This window comes from Pseudoclavibacter helvolus, from assembly GCF_049707175.1.
GTDB lineage: Bacteria > Actinomycetota > Actinomycetes > Actinomycetales > Microbacteriaceae > Pseudoclavibacter > Pseudoclavibacter helvolus_A.
On the sequence record NZ_JBNAFM010000018.1, the window covers coordinates 20523 to 38194 of the forward strand.

Here is a 17672-nt window from a genome sequence, read left to right on the forward strand (position 1 = left end):
TGCAAGAGCCTGAACGCGCGTGACGGACTGCATCACTACGATTTCCCTTGGAATTCACCGAAGTGCACGAGACGACACGAAGAGACGGCTGGCGAGAGCAGCCGCGGAAAGAGGCATCCGTGACGATTGTCGGCGGTCAGCAGCTCAAGCTCAGCCACCAGGAGCTCCAGGAGGCTGGGAGGTCGATCGGTGCCGTGTCCCGGGCCTTCGCGCACAAGGTGGTCGGTCAGGCGCAGCTCCGCGAGACGCTGCTTGTCGGGTTGATGTCGGGCGGGCACGTGCTCCTCGAGTCCGTCCCCGGGCTGGCGAAGACGACTGCCGCCCAGACTCTGGCGCAGTCGGTGCGCGGGTCGTTCAGTCGCATCCAGTGCACCCCCGACCTCCTTCCGTCCGACATCGTCGGCACGCAGATCTACGACGCCGCCGAGCACCGCTTCTCGACGCAGCTTGGCCCTGTGCACGCCAACTTTGTGCTGCTCGACGAGATCAACCGGTCGAGCGCCAAGACACAGTCGGCCATGCTCGAGGCGATGCAGGAACGCCAGACGACGATCGGCGGCACGCTGTACCCGCTGCCAGATCCATTCCTCGTGATCGCCACGCAGAACCCGATCGAGCAAGAAGGCACGTACGTGCTGCCCGAGGCGCAGCTCGACCGGTTCATGCTCAAGGACGTTCTGGAATACCCGAACCCAGCGGAAGAGGCCGAGATTCTGCGTCGTATTGACGAGGGCGTCTTCGAGCACGGGGAGCCGCCCGCCGTTGGGCTGGCGGACGTGACGCGCCTTCAGGAGTTGACGGCCCGCGTCTACGTCGACAAGGCGATCACGGAGTACATCGTGGGTCTCGTCTACGTCACGCGCCACCCGGGGGAGTACATCGCGCCGGAGCTCGCCAGACTCGTCGAGGTCGGTGCTTCACCGCGTGCCTCCATCAACTTCGCGAAGGGCGCGCGGGCGGTGGCGCTCCTGCAGGGTCGAGACCACGTCGTCCCCGAGGACGTGCGCAGACTCGCGCACCGCATCCTGCGCCACCGCATCATTCTCGGATTCGAGGCCGACGCGACAGGCGTTCGAGTCGAGCAGATCATCGATGCCGTGCTCGGGGCAGTTCGCACTCCGTGACGATGTCCAGCGAACGACCCCTCCTCTCGAAGGTTAAGTCGAAGATGTTCCTGCACGCGCGAAGGCGCGTGCTGCACCTGCTCGACGGCCAATACGCATCCCACCTTCGCGGGCGAAGCATGGACTTCGACGACCTTCGCGAGTACGTCGCCGGCGATGAGATCAAGGACATCGACTGGAAGGCGAGCGCCAGGGTGGGCGAGCCGCTCGTGAAGCGCTACGTCGCCGAACGGCGGCACCGGGTGCTGTTCGCCGTCGACGGCGGGCGAAACATGGCTGCGCTGTCCGCGAGCGGCGAACCCAAACGTGAGGTGCTTGTGACCGCCCTCGGGATCCTCGGCTACCTCGCGATTAGGCACGGCGACGAGGTTGGCCTCGTGACCGGTGACTCGGAGGGCGTTCGGCAGCTGCCCTTCCGCAGCACGACGTCGGCACTCGAGCGGATGCTCCACGCCGTCTACGACACGGTCGGTCTTGAGGGGGCCACCAGCGACATGAACGCCATTCTCGATCGCGTTCGTCGCACGGTCAGGCAACGTGCGCTCCTCGTCGTCATCGCCGATGAGTTCGACTGGGACGACGAGCGTGCGGCGCTCGTGCGCCGCCTCGCCGCGCAGCACGAGATCGTGTGGTTGCAGATCACCGATGCGGAGCCGCACCAGCGTGGTCGGCGCGGTGAGCTCGCCTTCGACGTGGAGGGGACCTGGGCGATGCCGAGCCTCTTCGGCGGCGACCGCCTGCTCGAGCGCGAGTTCGAGTACGCCGAGCAGAAGCGCACGATCGACATGGAGCAGACCTTCGAGGCGAACGCCGTCTCGTATGCGGAGGTTGCGAGCGAGGCGCAGGTCGCGCCGGTCCTCCTCGCGCTCTTGAAGGCGAGGGCCAATGTTCGCCGCTGACGTCCAGCCGCCCGAGGGCACCATCATCCCCGTCATCGACTACGCACAGTTCTGGCTGGTGCTCGGCTTCTTGATCCTCGCGGCCATCGCCGCCTACTACTTCCTGGTCGTGTTCCTGACTCGGCCGCGCCCGCCGAAGGCGCCTCCTGTCCTCCCGCCAGCTCGGCCCCCGGTCCACGCCCTGCAGCAGGAGTACCTGGAGCGCGTCGACGATGTCGCACGGCGTGCGTCTGCGGGTGAGCTCACTCCGCGGCGGGCGCATGCAGAACTCAGCGTGCTCGTCCGCGGGTTTGTTGCCGCAGTGTCGACGGTTCCGGCTGACAAGATGACGCTCACCGACTTGCGGCGGACGGAACTTCGTGGGGTCTCCCATGCCGTCGGGCAGTACTACCCGATGGTCTTCGGTGCCCATGATCCGCGAGGAATCGAGGCCGGCGTTGCGGCGGCCAGGGAGGTGATCGCGACATGGCGATAGCGCTATGGTGGGTCAGCCTCGCGCTGCTTGCAGCCGCGGCCGTGGTCGCGCTGCTCGCGTGGTGGCGCTCGCGCCGGCGACGCCGATCGGGGGCCATCCCCGTCGCCAACTCCCGCCGCTTGACGCGACTTCCTGCGTACCGGCGCGCGCTCGTGCGGTACTCGAGCCTCATGACCGCGGTCGGGGTTGTGCTCGCAATCCTGCTCGCCGTCACGAGCGTCGCGGCCGGTCGTTGGGTCTATCAGCGGGTGGAGTCGCCCGAGAAGTTCAACCGCGACATCGTCCTGTGCCTCGACATCTCCGGCTCGATGGTCGACTACGACGTCGAGGTGCTCGATCGCTACCTGGAGATGCTGCCCGGGTTCGATGGCGAGCGCATGTCGCTCATGCTGTGGGACGCGACCGCGGTGCAGCTGTTCCCGCTCACAGACGACTACGCCTTCGTCGAGGCTCAGCTGCAGCAGGTGCGGGACGAGATGGAGTCCGCGTCGGGTGGCTCGAACATCGAGTACTCGTTCGCGCAGGGTACCCAGAGCGCCGCGGGTGCGTCGCTTGTCGGGGACGGACTGGCCTCCTGCGCCATGAGCTTCGGCGACTACGACCCGGCCGCAGATGACGGTAGGTCGCGATCGATCATCTTCGCGACGGACAACGCCGTGAACGGTGACCCGCTCGTCTCCTTCCCGGAGGCGGCCGACTACACGGAGCAGCGGGGGATCAAGATCTATGCGCTCGATGCCAACCAGTTCGAGGACGCGTTCGCTGACCAGTTCCGGACGACGATCCTCCAAGTCGACGGCAGTTACTTCAAGCTGACCGACCCGGCGAGCGTTTCCGGAATCGTTGACCAGATCACGAGTGAGCAGACATCGCTCATGGTCGGGCAACCGCAGTTGCTCATCACCGATCGACCGAACGTCTGGCTCATCCTGATGCTCGTCTTCGCGTCCATCTACGTCGTGCTGGCATGGAGGTTGCGATTATGACCTGGAACCCGATCCTGCCCGCCTTCGTTCTCGTGCTCGTCAGCGTCCTGCTGCTTGGCTTCTGCGTCTTCGCGCTCGTCAGGGCAAGTGACCGTCGTCGGCGCATCAACTGGGCACTTCGCCTCGCCGCGTGCGCGCTCATCTTGCTCGCCGCGTTCCGTCCGGGCATCGGCAGCGCGCCCGCACCGAATCTGCAGAGCGAGGTCGATGTGCTGTTCGTCGTCGACACGACGGCGAGCATGGTCGCGGAGGACTGGCAGGGTGCGCCCCGCCTCGACGGGGTGAAGGCGGATATCTCGGCGCTGGCGTCCGCGCACGAGGGGGCTCGCTTCGGGCTCGTCACGTTCGATGCCGCAGCCGTGCAACGGCTTCCGTTCACCTCGGACACGACAGCGCTCGACTCGTTGCTCCAGACGCTGCGTCCAGAGGTGACGCAGTACTCGAGGGGGAGCTCCATTTCGATCGCGGAGCCGCTTGTGAAGGACATTCTGGAGTCCGCCTCGGAGGCGGAACCGGAGCGTGCTCGGGTCGTGTACTACCTGGGCGACGGCGAGCAGACGGCAGACACCGAGCCCGACTCGTTCGGCGACCTCGCGGGCTACCTCGCCGGCGGCGCCGTCTTGGGCTACGGCACCGACGCCGGCGGGCCGATGCGGGAGACCGCTGGCACGATCGACGCCGGCGAGCCGGGCTACATCGTGGATGCGCAGGGCCAGCAGGCTCTCTCCGTCATCGACCGGGGCGCGCTGCAAACCATCGCGGATGAGCTCGGCGTACCGCTCGAGGTGAGGGAGCCGGGCACCGAGGTGGTTGCCGCGGAGGTGGATAGCTCGCGGGTGACACAGACCAAAGGCAGCGCCGAGACGGCATTCGAGGTCTACTGGATCCTCGCCATCGCCGCCTTCGTGCTCCTGCTCAGGGACGTCTGGGAATCGGTGAAGCACTTCATCGAGCTCAGCAGGGCGAGGGGAGGGGCGGCATGAGTCGTCGTGAGTCGAAGAGCAGGAACACGCCGCTTTCGTATACGGCGGCTGCCGCGAGGCGCAGGAGGCGGTTCATCCTCTTTAGCATCCCGTTCGCCCTCATCGCAGCGGCGTTCGCGGCGAAGCTCATCAGCATGTCGGTCATCGCCGATCGGACCGTGGCGCTCTACGCAGATGCAGACTACGAGGGGAGCATGAACTCAGCTCAGCAGCAGAAGTTCGTGAACATCCTCGAGAGCTGGAAGGCCCCGTACAACACGGGCACCTCCATGCTCCAGCTCGGCCTGCTCGAGGAAGCTCGCAGCGAGTTCGAGGGTGCGTTGCCGATGGCTGAGCCACCGCAGCAGTGCCCCATCCGGGCGAACCTCGCGATCACGATCGAACGCCAGGGTGACGCGCGGCTCGCCGCTGAGGATGCGGCAGGCGCGGTCACGCTTTGGCAAGAGGCGCTCGCCGTGCTGGAGGCTCGAGACCCGAGCTGCGCCTCCACGGAGTTCGAGCCGCCGACGACGGAATCTGCGGAGCGGATCCAGCAGAAGCTGCAGCAGCAGTCCGAGGCCCAGGAGCCGAATGACGGGGAGGAGCCACCGGAGTCGACGCAGTCGCCCGAGATCACCGAGCTGGAGGAGCAGCTGCAGCAGAACCAGCAGGATCGGCAGGATGAGCTCGACCAGGACCGCGGCCAGACTGAGGGCGATTCGTCGCACGATAAGCCTTGGTGACCGGCGGCGCGTGGTCAGGAGGGCGGAGCGTGCCTCGTGCCCCGATCACGCGCCGCGCCGCGCACGACTAGCATTGGCGGGGTGACTACTCGCCTCTCCAAGCTCTTTGTCCGCACCCTCCGCGAAGACCCCGTCGATGCCGAGGTGGCCAGCCACAGGCTCCTCGTGCGCGCCGGCTACATCCGGCGCCAGGCGCCAGGTGTCTTCGCGTGGCTGCCGCTCGGCCTCAAGGTGAAGCGCCGCATCGAGCAGATCGTCCGTGAGGAGATGGAGGCGGCCGGCGCCCAGGAAGTGCACTTCCCAGGGCTCCTCCCGGCCGACTTCTACGAGGCGACGGGCCGCCTCGACGACTTCGGCGATGGCATCTTCCGCTTGGAGGACCGCAAGGGCGCGCCCCTGGTGCTCGCCCCGACGCACGAGGAGGCGTTCACGCTTGCGGTGAAGGACCTCTACTCGTCGTACAAGGACCTGCCGCTCGCGATCTACCAGATCCAGGACAAGTACCGCGACGAAGCCCGCCCTCGAGCTGGTCTACTGCGAGGTCGCGAGTTCACGATGAAGGACGCGTACTCGTTCGACATCGACGACGCGGGGCTCGACGCCAGCTATCAGGCGCAGCGCGACGCGTACGAGCGCATCTTCGACCGTCTGGGGCTCGAGTACGTGATCGTCGCGGCGAACGCGGGAGCGATGGGCGGCTCGCGGAGCGAAGAGTTCCTGCACCCGACCCCAGTCGGCGAGGACACTTTCGTGCGCTCGCCCGGCGGATACGCGGCGAACGTCGAGGCGTACGTCGCCCCGGCGCCCGCCGCCATCGACTCGAGCTCAGCGGGGCCCGTCACGATCTTCGACTCCCCGGAGACTCCCACGATCGCGACGCTGGTCGCGCACGCGAACGCTGTCGTCGCGAAGGTGGACGGCCGCGACTGGACGGCTGCCGACACGCTCAAGAACGTCGTCGTCGCGCGCATCCACACTGACGGCACGCGCGACCTCGTCGTCGTGGGTATCCCCGGAGATCGGGAGGTCGACATGAAGCGCCTCGAGACCGCGCTCCAGCCGGCAGAAGTCGAGGCAGCTACCCAGGACGACTTCGCCAAGCACCCGGGCCTCGTCCGCGGCTACATCGGGCCCTGGTCGGCGAACGGCCAGGTACTCGGGGAGGAGTCGAGCACCGGCATCGCCTACTTCCTCGACGAGACCATCGCAGAGGGTTCGAGCTGGATCACCGGCGCGAACATCGACGGGAAGCACGTGCATTCGCTGGTCGTCGGTCGTGACTTCTCGGCGGATGGGCGCATCGGGGCCGCAGAGGTCCGCGACGGCGACCCGGCCCCCGACGGCAGCGGTGCCATCACGACCGCTCGCGGCACGGAGATTGGGCACGTCTTCCAGCTCGGACGAAAGTACGCCGAGGCGCTCGGGCTGAAGGTGCTCAACGAGCAGGGCAAGCTCACGACGGTGACAATGGGCTCCTACGGCATCGGCGTGACGCGCAATCTCGCGCTCATCGCCGAGGCAAACCACGACGACCGAGGACTCATCTGGCCAGAGCAGGTGGCACCCTTCGACGTGCAGGTCATCGCGACGGGCCGCAACGAGGAGCCCTTCGCGGTCGCGGAAGAGCTCTCCGCAGTCTTCGACGAGGCTGGCCTCGACGTCCTCTACGACGACCGGAAGAAGGTCTCTCCCGGGGTGAAGTTCGGTGACGCCGAGTTGCTCGGAGTTCCGTGGATCGTCATCGCGGGCAAGGGAGCAGCCGACGGCCAGGTCGAGCTCTGGAACCGCCGCACGAACGAGCGCGACGCGGTCTCGAAGGACGACGTCCTCGAACTGCTGCAGTCCAAGCGCTCGCAGTGACGCCCGCGCGGGATGGGGCGGCGCCGCGCCTCATCCCGCGTGTCCACCAGCGGACACTGGTGGGCGCCATGGGGTAAACTTGTTCTTTCATCTGAATAGAGGGAGCGCCATGAAGATCGACCTTGCTGTCCTGAGGATTCTCGAGCGAGAGCGTGAGATTCCGTTTGAAGAACTCGCCAGCATTCTCGAACAGGCGATTCTGACCGCATACGAGAAGCACGTCTCGCAAGAGCTCGGCCAAGACATCCCGCCGGCCTCGACCCGGGTGCACCTCGACCGCAAGAGCGGCGAAGTCAACGTGTTCGTGCCGGAGCTTGACGATGACGGCGAGATCATCGGCGAGGCTCAGCTTCCCGCCGACGACTTCGGACGCGTCGCTGCGTTCGCGGCCAAGCAGGTCATCAATCAGCGCATCCGCGACATCGGCGACGACAAGGTGCTCGGCGAGTTCCGCGGACGCGAAGGCGACATCGTCGCCGGCGTCATCCAGCAGGGCCCGAACCCGCGCATGATCCACGTCGACCTCGGCACGGTTGAGGCGATCCTGCCGCCCGAGGAGCAGGTGCCGGGTGAGGACTACTCGCACGGCCGCCGGCTGCGCGTCTTCGTCACCAAGGTCGAGCGAGGCACCAAGGGCCCGCAGATCACAGTCTCCCGCACTCACCCATCGCTCGTTCGCAAGCTGTTTGCGCTCGAGGTGCCTGAGATCGCCAACGGTGTCGTCGAGATTGTCTCGCTCGCTCGCGAGGCGGGCCACCGCTCGAAGATCGCGGTCCGGGCGACCCAGGAGGGCATCAACCCCAAGGGTGCGTGCATCGGCGAACTCGGTGCGCGGGTCCGCGCCGTCACCAACGAGCTCGGCGACGAGAAGATCGACATCGTCGACTACTCCGACGATCTGCCGACGTTCGTCGCCAGCGCGCTGAGCCCGGCCAAGGTCTCGAGTGCCTTTGTCATCGATCGCGCGACGAAGGCTGTCCGCGCCCTCGTCCCCGACTTCCAGCTTTCGCTCGCGATCGGCAAGGAAGGGCAGAATGCGCGGCTCGCAGCGAAGCTCACCGGTGCGAGAATCGACATCCAGCCCGACTCGATCCTCGAAGACGGAGACGAAGCGCGCGCAGAGGGGTAGTATGTCGTCTGTACGAACGTGCGTTGGATGCCGTTCGCGCTCCGCACGGAGTCAGCTCCTCAGGGTTGTGCTTCGTCAGGGAAGCCTCGAAGTCGACATCTCGGCGAGTCTTCCAGGGCGCGGAGCCTGGATCCATCCGACCGCCGAGTGCACCAGGCTGGCCATTGAGCGGCGCGCGTTCCTGCGGGCTTTCAAGATCGGTCAGGTGGACACCGAGGCGCTCAGCACGCACGCGAGCACACTGGAGCAAGGCGAACTGCTCTACAACGAGAAAAGGTTGATCGGACCATGGACTAATCATGAGTGACTCACGATGAGGCACATCCGACTTTAACGGTCCGCTCCTGTCTGGGCGGGCCTCAGACAGGAGAAAAGTGGCAAAACCACGCGTACATGAAATCGCGAGCGAGATGGGTGTCGATTCCAAGACAGCCCTCAAGACCCTGCAAGACATGGGTGAGTTCGTAAAGAGCGCTTCTTCGAGCGTCGAGCCCCCGGTGGCCCGTCGACTTCGCGAGGCGCTGAAGAGCAACGCCGCAGGAAGCGCGCAGCCACAGGCTGCGGCGCCCTCGGCATCGAAGCCCGGCGCACCGCGTCCGGGTGGAGCAACGCCATCGAGCGTTCGCCCCGGAACGAAGCCGGGCCCGTCGACGCCTTCCGCTCCAGCGGCACCTGCGGCACCTGCGGCGCCTGCGCCAAAGGCAGCATCGTCGGCCCCGACGCCTGGCCCGAAGCGCAAGCCAGAGCCTGCTCCTGCCGCACCGGCTGCTCCAGCCGCGACGCCAGCTCCTGCTGCGCCCGCAGCTCCAGCACCGGCCGCGGAGAGCGGCGCACCCAAGCCCAACGCTCAGCGTCCCGCCGCTCCTGGCGACGCGAAGCCTGCGCAGGCTGACGGAGGCGCAAGCCCCTCGATTCCGCGTCCCCGTGGACCTCGTCCAGGTCCCCGTCCCGGCAACAACCCCTTCGCATCCAGCCAGGGCATGGGCCGTTCGCGCCCGGGCAACAACCCGTTCTCCTCGAACCAGGGCATGCGCCCGGGTGGCGGTTCGGGTGGCCCACGTCCCGGCGGAGCGGGCGGTCCCCGTCCGCAGAGCCCAGGCGGTCCTCGCCCCGCAGCTCCGCGTCCCGGTCAGCCTCGTGTGCTTCCAGGCGCTCGTCCCGCAGGTGCGGGCCGGCCTGGCGGCCGTCCAGGCGGCGGTGCAGGTGGCGGACGTCCAGGTGGCGCCCCTGGTGCCGGTGGCGGATTCGCGCCTCGCCCAGGTGGCGGCGGCGGACGCCCAGGTGGTGGCGGTCGCGGTCGCGGTTCGACCGCGGGTGCATTCGGCCGTGGCGGCGGAAAGTCGAAGGCGCGCAAGTCCAAGCGGACGAAGCGGGCAGAATTCGAGATGCGGGAGGCCCCGAGCGTCGGCGGCGTCAAGGTTCGCCGCGGAGACGGCACGACGCCGATCCGTCTGCGTCGTGGCGCCTCGATCTCGGACTTCGCTGAGAAGATCGACGCCAGCCCCGGCGATCTCGTGACGGTGCTTTTCCACCTCGGTGAGATGGCGACGGCGACCGAGTCGCTCGACGAGGCCACCTTCGAGGTGCTCGGCGAGGAGCTGGGCTACCGCATCCAGATCGTCAGCCCAGAGGACGAAGACCGCGAGCTCCTCGAGGGCTTCGACATCGACCTCGAGCAGGAAGCGGAGGACGAAGGAGACGACGTCCTCGAGATCCGCCCGCCGGTCGTCACTGTCATGGGTCACGTCGACCACGGAAAGACGCGCCTGCTCGACGCGATTCGCAACGCGAACGTCGTCGACGGCGAGGCCGGTGGCATCACGCAGCACATCGGTGCCTACCAGGTGTGGCACGAGCACGAGGGCGTCGAGCGCGCCATCACGTTCATCGACACCCCGGGTCACGAGGCCTTCACGGCCATGCGTGCCCGCGGCGCCGACGTCACCGACATCGCGATCCTCGTGGTCGCCGCCGATGACGGCATCATGCCCCAGACGGTCGAGGCGTTGAACCACGCTCAGGCTGCGAACGTGCCGATCGTCGTCGCGGTTAACAAGATCGACAAGGAAGACGCCAACCCGGCCAAGGTCCGCGCACAGCTGACCGAGTACGGGCTGGTCGCCGAGGAGTTCGGTGGCGACACGATGTTCGTCGATGTCTCCGCGCGCAACAACCTCCACATCGATGACCTGATCGAGGCGGTCCTCCTCACGGCGGACGCCGGTCTGGACCTTCGCGCCAACCCCAACAAGGAAGCGCGCGGTATCGCGATCGAAGCGAAGCTCGACAAGGGGCGCGGTGCGGTCGCGACCGTCCTCATCCAGTCGGGAACGCTCCGCGTCGGAGACCCGATCGTGGCCGGAACGGCCTACGGACGTGTCCGCGCGATGCTGGACGAGAACGGCAAGGTCGTCACCGAGGCCGAGCCGTCCCGCCCGGTCCAGGTGCAGGGTCTGTCGAGCGTTCCGCGCGCCGGCGACACCTTCATCGTGACCGAAGAGGACCGCACTGCGCGTCAGATCGCCGAGAAGCGTGAAGCCGTGGAGCGCAACGCCAGCCTCGCGAAATCCCGCAAGCGCATCAGCCTCGAGGACTTCACCCGTGCACTCGAAGAGGGCAAGGTCGAATCGCTCAACCTCATCATCAAGGGTGACGTCTCCGGTGCCGTCGAGGCGCTCGAGGAATCGCTGCTCAAGATCGATGTGGACGACTCGGTGCAGCTGCGTATCATCCACCGAGGTGTCGGCGCCATCACGGAGTCCGACGTCAACCTCGCGACGGTCGACAACGCAATCATCATCGGGTTCAACGTCCGTCCCGACACGAAGGCGCGCGAGCGCGCTGCTCGTGAGGGCGTGGATGTGCGGTTCTACTCGGTCATCTACGCAGCGCTCGAGGACATCGAGAACTCGCTCAAGGGCATGCTCAAGCCCGAGTTCGAAGAGGTCCAGTCGGGTGTTGCCGAGATCCGCGAGGTGTTCCGCTCCTCCAAGTTCGGAAACATCGCAGGTTGCATCGTCCGCAGCGGAACGATCACGAGGAACGCGACCGCTCGGGTCATCCGCGACGGCATCGTCATCGCGGACAACCTCGCGATCGACTCGCTTCGTCGCTTCAAGGATGACGTCACCGAGGTCCGCACGGACTTCGAGTGCGGTATCGGCCTCGGTAAGTACAACGACATCCAGGTCGGTGACGAGATCGAGACAACCGAGCTCGTGGAGAAGCCGCGCGCCTAGGTGCTCACTCGGTGGCCTCGCTGCTCGCAGCGAGGCCACCTTCGGCGGGGTCCTGGCCAGCTGGCCGGGACCCCGCCTTCAGCTTCTCCGCAGGTTGAAACGCGGCGGACGCAATTGACTGACTGCAACAGCACACGAGAAAGTAGCCACCATGGTCGATCATTCACGGGCACTGCGACTCGCGGACCGCATCAAGGTCATCGTCGCCAAGACGCTTGAACGCGGTGTGAAGGACCCGAGGCTCGGGTTCGTCACCATCACCGATGTTCGAGTCACGGGCGACCTGCAGCATGCCACCATCTTCTACACCGTCTACGGAGACGAGAAGGAGCGACGGGACACCGCTGCCGCGCTGAGGAGCGCGACGGGCATGCTCCGCACCGAGGTCGGCAAGAACATCACCTCGCGCCTCACGCCGAGCCTCGAGTTCGTTCCAGACGCGATCCCCGAGAACGCCGACGCCATCGAGGCGCTGCTTCGCGAGGCACACGACCGTGATGTCGCTTCGGCGCAGCAGGCGAAGACCGCGAGTTACGCGGGAGACGCGGATCCGTACGAGAAGAAGGATGATGAGGACGCCTGAGCCCCTGTCGCGGTCTGACGGCCTTGTTGTGGCCTGAGGGTCCGCTCCCTTCTCGGCACTGGCCGGCGACGATTCAGTCGCCGGCCAGCGCTATTTCTGAACGGTTTCGCGTGACCACGAGCCCGTCGCCTCGGAGTGTCGACAGCGCGCGGTCGAAGCGTTCGGTGTCGTCGCCGGTTGGATCGAGGTGCCTGCGCAGGAATTCGACCTCCACGCCGCCAGGTATGGCTCGCAACTCCCTGAGCACCAGGCCGCGCATCTCGCGGTCAGATCCCGCGAACTTCGCCTGACGTCGCTTGACGGTGGCCGATGCGGGGCGTCCCAGAGCTACCCAGGCGCAGAGCTCTGCGACCGGACAGTCGTCACACTTCGGGCTCTTCGACGTGCAGATGACGGCGCCGAGTTCCATCGAGGCGGCGTTCCAGAGGTTGGCGGCGGCTTGGTCGCCGGGGGCCACGGAGCGCATCTCCGTCTCGTCCCTTGCGGCAGAGGGAGCCCATGGTGTCTCCTCGCCGAGGAACGCTCTTGCGAGCACTCGGCGTACGTTCGTGTCGACGACTGGCTCGGGGATGCCGTAGGCGAACGACAGCACGGCGGAGGCCGTGTAGGGGCCGACTCCCGGGAGCGCGCGCAGCTCGTCCCGGCTCCTCGGCACGACCCCGCCATGCTGCGTGGTGATGGCTCTCGCGCAGGCCAGCAGCCACAGCGCCCGCCGCGGGTATCCGAGACGGTCCCAAAATCGAAGCACCTCGGCTTCCGTGGCAGCAGCCAGAGCGGCGGGCGTCGGCCAGCGTTCCATGAAGTCGAGCCACTTCGGTTCGACGCGAGCCGCCTGCGTCTGCTGGAGCATGGTTTCGCTCACGAGCACGCCCCAGGGTGTCGTGGATGCTGCGCGCCAGGCGAGCGGTCGGTGGCTGCGGGCGAACCACTCGTTGACGGACGAGGTGAGAACACTGGCGCGGGTGCTGGCGGCGGACAGCTTCGGCGAGCCATCCTCGATGTCGTGGACGAGGGCCGTGAGGGAGGCGTTCACGGGGCAGGGGATGCCTGACGCCGTGCCCTGCGCTGCGACGGCTCCGTGCAGGGCGTCAATCTCCGTCTTCTCTCCGCGACTGATGCTCTGCTGCGTCGAGGCGTAGTTCGGAGTCGGTCCGAACGCGGCGGAGAGCTCGCGCGCGAGTCGCCGGTCGCGCGCGCGTGCGGCGGCGGCGTCGGCGGGTACCGCATTCGCGAGTGCGGTGAGTTCGCTGTCAAGCGGTCCGAGCTCCACGATTGCCGCCCCGCTGGCGGTGCACACGGAGAGCAGCTCGCCGATGCTTGCTGCGAGCACGCTGAGCAGCTCAGGGTCTCTCCCGACCTCTTGCACGCTGAGGCCGGTGATCGCCGGGAGCGCGTTCACCTGATTGATGAGGAGCTTGCTCCAGAGCGCCGATGCGAGGTCTTCCGTCACGGTGCAGTCGAGCGCGGGGGAAAGCCGCGCTGCGAGCTGGTCCAGCTGTGCTCTTCTGCGGACGCGGGAGGTCCCCACCGTGAGCGTGCCCGTTGCGGTCGCTTGAACCTGGCCCGGCGCTGGTCGGTTTACCGCGAAGGTGGCCAGCCCGCCCGCGACGAAGCCGGTCCGCTGCGAGGCCGGGACGTGCTCGAGCATGCGCTCGACCGTGGCTGCCCCCTCGAGCCCGTTCTGGACCACGATCGTTGGTGCCGCGGCGACGGCGAGCAGGTGCGGCTCAACGGCGCGCCGGGTGTCGTGTGCTTTGACCGCGATGAGTACGAGGTCGAACGCGCCTGCGAGCTCCGTCGTCTGCGTGAACGAGGCGCGGTGCTTTCCGTAGGCACCGGTGAGCAGGAGCTCGCGTCGCGCGCCTCGTCCAGTGTCAGCCGAGTCTCGTACCACGAGCACAACATCGTGGCCGGCTCGGTCGAGGAGGAGGGCGAGCGTTCCGCCGACCGCACCCGCGCCGATGACCGCAACTCGCATCCTGATCACTCCTTCGCCTGCGCCAGACCGGTGTGGCCTCGCCGAGCGCTCCCCGCCCGGCGGCCGAGATCGAGCCTACGGGCACCGTAGGATGTTGGGGACATGACGACTCCAGCTCCTGGCCCCAACGGTGTCCTGCTCCTCGACAAGCCGCAGGGCCCGACAAGCCACACGCTCGTCTCGATGACCAGGCGGGCACTCGGCACGCGGAAGGTTGGCCATGCTGGCACGCTTGACCCCATGGCATCCGGCCTCATGATCCTTGGCGTCGGTGGCGCGACCAGGCTGCTCACCTACTTCGTGGGCGATGACAAGGAGTACTTCGCGACGGTCCGACTCGGCATCGCGACGAACACCGAGGACGCCGAGGGCGAGGTCACGGCGACTGCACCAAGCGAGGCGGTAGCCGCGGTGACCCCCGAGCGCATCGAAACGGCCATGACGGCGTTGCGCGGCCCCATTCAGCAGATCCCGTCGTCTGTCAGTGCGATCAAGGTTGACGGAGTGCGCTCGTACAAGCGAGTCCGCGACGGCGAGGAGGTCCAGCTGGCGGCGCGATCGGTCACGATCTCAGAGCTCGACCTGCGCGCCTCCCGTGCCGCGTTCGTCGGCGATCAGCCGGTGCTCGACCTCGACATCCGTGTCTCGTGCTCGTCAGGCACATACATCAGGGCACTGGCTCGAGATCTGGGCGAGGCACTCGGGACCGGGGCGCACCTCACCGCGCTGCGGCGCACGCGAGTCGGCGACTTCGACGTCACCGACGCCGCGGCCCCGGAGTCCGAGGGGCTGGAACGACGCCTTCTGTCTCCAGCCCAGGCTGCCCTGCGTAGGTTCGCCGCGTTTGATGCGAATGCGCAGCAGGCCGCTGATCTGCGCAACGGGCGCAAGGTGCGTCTCGGGCCAGATGTGCCCGAAGGCCGCCTTGCGGCCATCGACCCGGACGGAGACCTCATCGGCATCGCCACGGTCACGGGCGGAGTGCTGAAGTCGGAGTTCAACATGCCGACTGGGGCAAAGGCGTGATCGAGTGGTTCACCTGGGTGCTGTGCCTCGTCAGCGCCGCGGCGGGTCTGTTCTGCATCATCGCCGGAGCCACAGGGCGCAAGCCTGGGGACGTGACGGTTGGGGCGGTGGCTCTCGTGGAGCTCCTGCTCGTGGTGCAGTTCGTCATCGCGCTTGTGGCTCCCGCGCTGGGCAATCAGCCGGTCGGAGATGCGCTCGAGTTCTGGATGTACTGGGTCGTGGCCATCATCATTCCGCCCGCCGCGGTCTTCTGGGGGCTCGTCGAGCGCACGAAGTGGTCGACCGTCATCCTCGGAGTCGCGGCACTCACGATCGGCGTCATGGTCTTCCGGATGCATCAGATCTGGATCGGCGCGAGTCCCTTCGTCGGGGGGTCGGCGTGAACGCGCAGCAGAGCCCCAGGGGCGAGCAGGTGGGCTACGCAGGAGCACGCGGCGCTGGGCGTGCGCTCGTCGTCGTCTACGCGGTACTAGCACTGGCGTCGATCGGTCGTAGCTCGTATCAGCTGATCTCCAAACTGGGGGAGGCCCCACTCGCGTACTCGCTCTCGGCTGCGGCCGCGCTGGTGTACCTGCTCGCGACGATCGCTCTCGTTCGACGAGGTTGGGTGTGGAACCGCATCGCCTGGTTCACGATCGTCTTCGAGCTGGTCGGCGTGCTCGTGGTGGGGTCGCTGACGCAGTTCCACCCGGAGCTCTTCCCATCTGACACCGTGTGGTCGGACTTCGGCGTGGGCTACGCGTATATTCCTCTTGTGCTCCCGATCCTCGGCATCGCGTGGCTCGAGACAGGAAGATCGAGACGAAAGAGGGAACGTGCGGCTGTTCACTGACCTGGCTGAGCTGCCGGCGGAACCGGCACCGAGTGCTGTCACCGTCGGCAAGTTCGACGGCGTGCACCGCGGCCATCGCTGGTTGCTCTCACGCCTCGTGGAGGAGGCCGCTTCGCGGGGTCTTGAACCCGCGGCGGTGACGTTCGACCGGCATCCGCTCTCGCTCATCACGCCAAGCAGCGAACCCGAGCCGATCACGTCGCTCCCGCAGAAGATTGAACTGCTCGAGGAGACGGGGCTCGGCTCAACGCTCGTCCTCCCGTTCGACGACGAGCTCGCCGGCATGGGTCCTGAATCGTTTGTCCGGGATCTGCTCGTCGACGCGCTGCGCATGAAACTGATCGTGGTCGGTCGGGACTTCCGCTTTGGCGCGAAGGGCGCCGGCGACGTTGCGCTGCTGCGCGAGCTCTCGACGACCTGCGGGTTCGAGATCGTCATCGCCGACGACGAGATGGCCGAGGATGAACGCTCCCACGCTGAGCGCAGGGCTTCTTCAACATGGGTCCGCGAGCTCCTGTCGACCGGCGACGTCCGCGCGGCCGCCGAGGTGCTCGGTCGCAACCATGTCGTCCGGGGCGAAGTCGTGCACGGTGCCAAGCGGGGGAGGGAGCTGGGCTTCCCAACCGCGAACCTCTCACCCGACCTTGAGGGCCTCATTCCCGCGGACGGCGTCTACGCGGGGTGGTTCCGGGGCGGCGAGACCAGCGCCCCTGCCGCAATCTCGATCGGCAACAACCCCACGTTCGATGGCGTGCCCCGCAAGCAGGTCGAAGCCCATCTGATCGGCGAGACGGTCGACCTCTACGGTTTGATCGCAGAGGTCGAGTTCGTCGAGCGCATCCGCGGAATGGAGAAGTTCGACAGCATCGACGCGCTGAAGGAGCGCATGGCGCTGGACGTCGATGAGGCCGCAGACACGCTCGGGGGCAGCTACGTCGTCTGACGGCGCAGGCCGGGTGTCCCGCGAGGCGCGTGCGCCTCGCGGGATTAGTCGTCGAGCTGCACGCTGCGACCGAAGAGCCTGAGCACGATACGGGCCGCGGTTCCCTCGACGACCGGGCCAGAATCGCCGATCTGCCAGCGGGCATCCGTGGCACGAAGCCGGTTCCGCCTCGCAAGCGAGGCGGCGCTCGTGAGCGGAACGCGGGTGCGAACGAGCGCGACGGCGCTCGTCGACCGCGGGCTGAGGCGGATACGGAGCCCGAGCGCCTCGGTCATGTCGTAGGTGTGCACGACGGCCTCGGTCAGCTCGGAGATGCCTGCCCTGGTGGGGGAGACCACCTTCGCCGCGGCGATGGTGCGAATGCGGGCGACGAGCTCGTCGGTCGGAGCAGCGGCCTCGCGCTTCGCGACCTCGTCCAGGTAGGAGTCGACGCGAAGCCCCTTGCGGAGCACACCTCGCGAAGCTTCGCGCACCAGCTCCGAGGTCGGAGAGCCGAGCCGCCAGGTGAGGTGGCCGGCAACGTCGCGCACGCTCCACCCGTCGCACTTGCTCGGCGAGTTCCATTGCTCGGAGGTGAGCCCGGAGAGGAGCGTCGCAGTTCGGTCGAGCGTCGTGGCGATGTGAGCGCTCCAGTCGCCTGCAACCCGCTTCGACGGCGTGAAGTACGGCCGATCAGGATCTGGGAAGGGGCGTTGTGGCACCAGGCAATTATCGCACCCGCTCGGAGTCTGTGCCCCACAACGACACGTCGTTCCCGAGTCGAAACCTTCGGGTCGCCTGGCGTACACTGTGAGCGCTGGTGTCTGAGGGAATCTGAACTCTCCTCGAGACCTGCATGACATCCGGGAGCTCGTCACTCGAGTGGGCCGACGCCCGCCTCACTGCCGGTCGCC

At 67.2% G+C, this 17672-nt stretch carries 17 protein-coding genes; 15 read left to right on the forward strand and 2 right to left on the reverse strand.

Annotated features, from left to right (window positions below):
* The first annotated feature begins 185 nt into the window (after nt 1-185).
* The 11 genes from ACPYN9_RS14005 (at nt 186) to rbfA (ending at nt 12000) form a co-directional block, all read left to right on the forward strand.
* Entirely contained in the window at nt 186-1124 is a 939-nt protein-coding gene (locus tag ACPYN9_RS14005; protein WP_424467210.1) for an AAA family ATPase, read from the forward strand.
* Between the two features lie 2 nt (nt 1125-1126).
* Nucleotides 1127-2023 carry a DUF58 domain-containing protein gene (locus tag ACPYN9_RS14010; protein WP_424467158.1) on the forward strand — a complete coding sequence of 299 codons (897 nt, stop codon included), beginning with the start codon at nt 1127-1129 and terminating at the stop codon, nt 2021-2023.
* A complete protein-coding gene (locus tag ACPYN9_RS14015; RefSeq protein ID WP_424467159.1) occupies nt 2010-2498 on the forward strand; it encodes a hypothetical protein in 489 nt (162 codons plus the stop codon). The genes ACPYN9_RS14010 and ACPYN9_RS14015 overlap by 14 nt, the downstream gene beginning before the upstream one ends.
* Nucleotides 2489-3484, forward strand: a complete 996-nt coding sequence (locus tag ACPYN9_RS14020; protein ID WP_424467160.1) for a vWA domain-containing protein — start codon at nt 2489-2491, stop codon at nt 3482-3484. Before ACPYN9_RS14015 ends, ACPYN9_RS14020 begins: the two co-directional genes overlap by 10 nt.
* Nucleotides 3481-4467, forward strand: coding sequence for a VWA domain-containing protein (locus tag ACPYN9_RS14025; protein WP_424467161.1), 987 nt, complete (start codon nt 3481-3483; stop codon nt 4465-4467). Before ACPYN9_RS14020 ends, ACPYN9_RS14025 begins: the two co-directional genes overlap by 4 nt.
* Nucleotides 4464-5189, forward strand: coding sequence for a tetratricopeptide repeat protein (locus tag ACPYN9_RS14030; protein ID WP_424467162.1), 726 nt, complete (start codon nt 4464-4466; stop codon nt 5187-5189). The genes ACPYN9_RS14025 and ACPYN9_RS14030 overlap by 4 nt, the downstream gene beginning before the upstream one ends.
* Nucleotides 5190-5270: 81 nt before the next feature.
* Entirely contained in the window at nt 5271-7049 is a 1779-nt protein-coding gene (locus ACPYN9_RS14035) for a proline--tRNA ligase (RefSeq protein ID WP_424467163.1), read from the forward strand.
* 109 nt (nt 7050-7158) lie between these two features.
* Nucleotides 7159-8178 carry a transcription termination factor NusA gene (gene nusA, locus ACPYN9_RS14040; protein WP_424467164.1) on the forward strand — a complete coding sequence of 340 codons (1020 nt, stop codon included), beginning with the start codon at nt 7159-7161 and terminating at the stop codon, nt 8176-8178.
* 1 nt (nt 8179) lies between these two features.
* A complete protein-coding gene (locus ACPYN9_RS14045; RefSeq protein ID WP_424467165.1) occupies nt 8180-8485 on the forward strand; it encodes a YlxR family protein in 306 nt (101 codons plus the stop codon).
* 67 nt (nt 8486-8552) lie between these two features.
* On the forward strand, nt 8553-11417 hold the full coding sequence (gene infB, locus ACPYN9_RS14050; RefSeq protein ID WP_424467166.1) for a translation initiation factor IF-2: 2865 nt from the start codon (nt 8553-8555) through the stop codon (nt 11415-11417).
* 151 nt (nt 11418-11568) lie between these two features.
* Nucleotides 11569-12000, forward strand: a complete 432-nt coding sequence (gene rbfA, locus ACPYN9_RS14055) for a 30S ribosome-binding factor RbfA (protein ID WP_424467167.1) — start codon at nt 11569-11571, stop codon at nt 11998-12000.
* 73 nt (nt 12001-12073) lie between these two features.
* Here rbfA and ACPYN9_RS14060 read toward each other — a convergent pair whose 3' ends face one another.
* On the reverse strand, nt 12074-13978 hold the full coding sequence (locus ACPYN9_RS14060; RefSeq protein WP_424467168.1) for a 2-dehydropantoate 2-reductase: 1905 nt from the start codon (nt 13976-13978) through the stop codon (nt 12074-12076).
* A gap of 102 nt (nt 13979-14080) precedes the next feature.
* On the opposite strand from ACPYN9_RS14060, the gene truB reads away from it, so the two are divergent.
* Genes truB through ACPYN9_RS14080 form a run of 4 tightly spaced genes read left to right on the forward strand, consistent with a single transcriptional unit; the run spans nt 14081 to nt 16779 of the window.
* Nucleotides 14081-15004, forward strand: coding sequence for a tRNA pseudouridine(55) synthase TruB (gene truB / locus ACPYN9_RS14065; RefSeq protein WP_424467169.1), 924 nt, complete (start codon nt 14081-14083; stop codon nt 15002-15004).
* Nucleotides 15001-15387: a hypothetical protein gene (locus ACPYN9_RS14070; protein ID WP_424467170.1), complete on the forward strand. Its 387-nt coding sequence runs from the start codon at nt 15001-15003 to the stop codon at nt 15385-15387. The genes truB and ACPYN9_RS14070 overlap by 4 nt, the downstream gene beginning before the upstream one ends.
* The gene (locus ACPYN9_RS14075) at nt 15384-15836 is read left to right on the forward strand and encodes a hypothetical protein (RefSeq protein WP_424467171.1); all 453 of its coding nucleotides are present in this window, start codon (nt 15384-15386) and stop codon (nt 15834-15836) included. Before ACPYN9_RS14070 ends, ACPYN9_RS14075 begins: the two co-directional genes overlap by 4 nt.
* On the forward strand, nt 15820-16779 hold the full coding sequence (locus tag ACPYN9_RS14080; protein ID WP_424467172.1) for a bifunctional riboflavin kinase/FAD synthetase: 960 nt from the start codon (nt 15820-15822) through the stop codon (nt 16777-16779). The genes ACPYN9_RS14075 and ACPYN9_RS14080 overlap by 17 nt, the downstream gene beginning before the upstream one ends.
* A gap of 44 nt (nt 16780-16823) precedes the next feature.
* Here the strand turns inward: ACPYN9_RS14080 and ACPYN9_RS14085 are convergent, their stop codons facing one another.
* Nucleotides 16824-17480 (reverse strand): maleylpyruvate isomerase family mycothiol-dependent enzyme, encoded by a 657-nt coding sequence (locus ACPYN9_RS14085; protein ID WP_424467173.1) that lies wholly within the window; start codon nt 17478-17480, stop codon nt 16824-16826.
* Between the last annotated feature and the right edge of the window lie 192 nt (nt 17481-17672).